Origin of the sequence: Streptomyces sp. MB09-02B (assembly GCF_033794485.1) — a bacterium.
Classification (GTDB): domain Bacteria; phylum Actinomycetota; class Actinomycetes; order Streptomycetales; family Streptomycetaceae; genus Streptomyces.
The window spans coordinates 1-2,278 of the sequence record NZ_JARGEE010000747.1; the positions used below are offsets into that span (position 1 = coordinate 1).

At 73.0% G+C, this 2,278-nt stretch carries 1 protein-coding gene; it reads left to right on the forward strand.

The annotated features are described in order from the left end of the window. The coding region (locus P1P70_RS43600; RefSeq protein WP_319247906.1) for an alpha-N-acetylglucosaminidase at window positions 1-2,278 on the forward strand (2,278 nt) is incomplete at both ends.

Genomic DNA, 2,278 nt, shown 5'->3' on the forward strand with positions numbered 1-2,278 from the left:
CCCCCTGGAGAGATCCACCGCCCTCCCCCACCGTTTCGCGCTCAACGACACCAACGACGGCTACACCGCCCCGTACGCGGACTGGTCGTACTGGGAGCACCAGATCGACCTGCTGGCGGCGCACGGGTGCAACGAGGTGCTGGTCATCGCGGGGATGGAGGCCGTCTACCACCGGCTGCTGAAGGACTTCGGCTACTCCGACGAGGAGTCCCGGGCCTGGCTGCCCGCGCCCTCGCACCAGCCCTGGTGGCTGCTGCAGAACCTCTCCGGCTACGGCGGCCCTCTCTCCCCCGAGCTGATCGCCCGCCGGGCCGCCCTGGGCCGGCGGATCGCCGACCGGCTGCGCGAACTGGGCATGTCCCCGGTGCTGCCCGGCTACTACGGGCACGTGCCGAAGGAGTTCGTGGCACGCAACGGCGGTGACGCGCACGTCGTCCCCCAGGGCATCTGGCACGGCTTCGAGCGCCCCGACTGGCTCGACCCGCGCACCGACACCTTCGCCCGGGTCGCCGCCTCCTTCTACGGCCACCTGCAGGACGTGTACGGCGAGGCGTCCCTCTTCAAGATGGACCTGCTGCACGAGGGCGGCACCGCCGGTGACGTGCCGGTGCCGGACGCGGCCCAGGGCGTGGAGCGCGCCCTCCAGGAGGCCCGTCCCGGAGCCACCTGGGTGATCCTCGGCTGGCAGGAGAACCCGCTGCCCGAACTCCTGGACGCCATCGACCGGTCGAAGATGCTGATCGTGGACGGTGTCTCCGACCGCTACAACAGCGTCACGAACCGTGAACGCGACTGGGGCGGCACCCCGTACTGCTTCGGCACGATCCCGAACTTCGGCGGCCGGACGACCATCGGGGCCCGCGCGCACCTGTGGAACGACAAGTTCTTCGCCTGGCGGGACAAGGCGGACAGCGCGCTCGTCGGTACGGCGTTCATGCCGGAGGCCACCGACCGCGACCCGGCGGCCTTCGAGCTCTTCTCCGAACTGGCCTGGACCCCGAAGAAGATCGACCGGGCCGCCTGGTTCTCCTCGTACGCCGACTTCCGCTACGGCGGCCGCGACGACGGCGCCCGCAAGGCGTGGCGGGCGCTGCACGACACCGCCTACCAGCAGCGGGCCGTGGAGCGCAGCGACCCGCACGACTCGCTCTTCTGCGCCCGACCCGACCTGGCGGCGGACCGGGCCGCCGAGTACGCGCCGAGGACCCTGACGTACGACCCGGGCCGCTTCGACGCGGCCCTCGCCGGGCTGCTGGGCGTGGCGGGCGGGCTGCGCCGCAATCCGGCGTACCGGTACGACGTGGTGGACGTGGCCCGGCAGGCGCTCGCGCACCGGAGCCGCCAGTACCTGCCGCAGCTGCGGGCGGCCTACCGGCGGGGTGATCTCGCGACCTTCCGTGCCCTGTCCACGCTCTGGCTGCGGCTGATGCGGCTGTCGGACGAGGTGACGGGGACGAACACGGCGTTCCTGCTCGGGCCGTGGGTGAACGACGCGCGGGCGATGGCCACCAACGACGCCGAGCGGGCGGAGTTCGAGCGGACGGCGAAGGTGCTGATCACGGTATGGGGCGGGCGGGCCACGTCCGACACGGGGAATCTGCACGAGTACGGCAACCGGGAGTGGAACGGTCTGATGGCCGACTTCTACGTCCCGCGCTGGCAGAAGTGGCTGGACACGCTGGAGGACGCGCTCGCCACGGGGACCGCTCCGGCGGCCGTGGACTGGTTCGCGTTCGAGGAACCGTGGACCCGGGAGCTGAAGGACTATCCGTCGCGGCCGGTGGGGGACGCCTACCGGACGGCGGTGCGGGTGCGGGACGTGCTGGCGCGGGCGCCGTACCAGGGGTCGCTGACCGTCACGGCCGAGCCGCCGGTGCTGCCGCCGGGCGGGCGTGCACGGCTGTCGGCGGTCCTGCGCAACGTCAACGGGCTGCGGGCCACCGGGCGGGTGGACTTCGCGCTCAACGGCTTCGCCGGGACGGCCGAGCCGGAGGGGCCGACATCGTTGGCGAGCGTCCCGGCGGCGGGCTCGGGGACGGTGCGCTGGCGCGCGGACGCGCCGGACGCGCCGCTCGACCGGCCGCTGCGGCCTCTGCCGTACACGGTCACGGTGAAGTACGGGCCCCAGGGTGAGGGCCGGGTCGAGGGGCGGTTCGACGGAACGCTCTTCGAGGCGGGGGCGCTGGGTTCCGGGTGGCGCACCTACACCACCAACGGGGCCGTCTTCGGGCAGTTGGGGAACCGGTTCGGGATCGACGGGGGCGGGGCGGACCTGTGG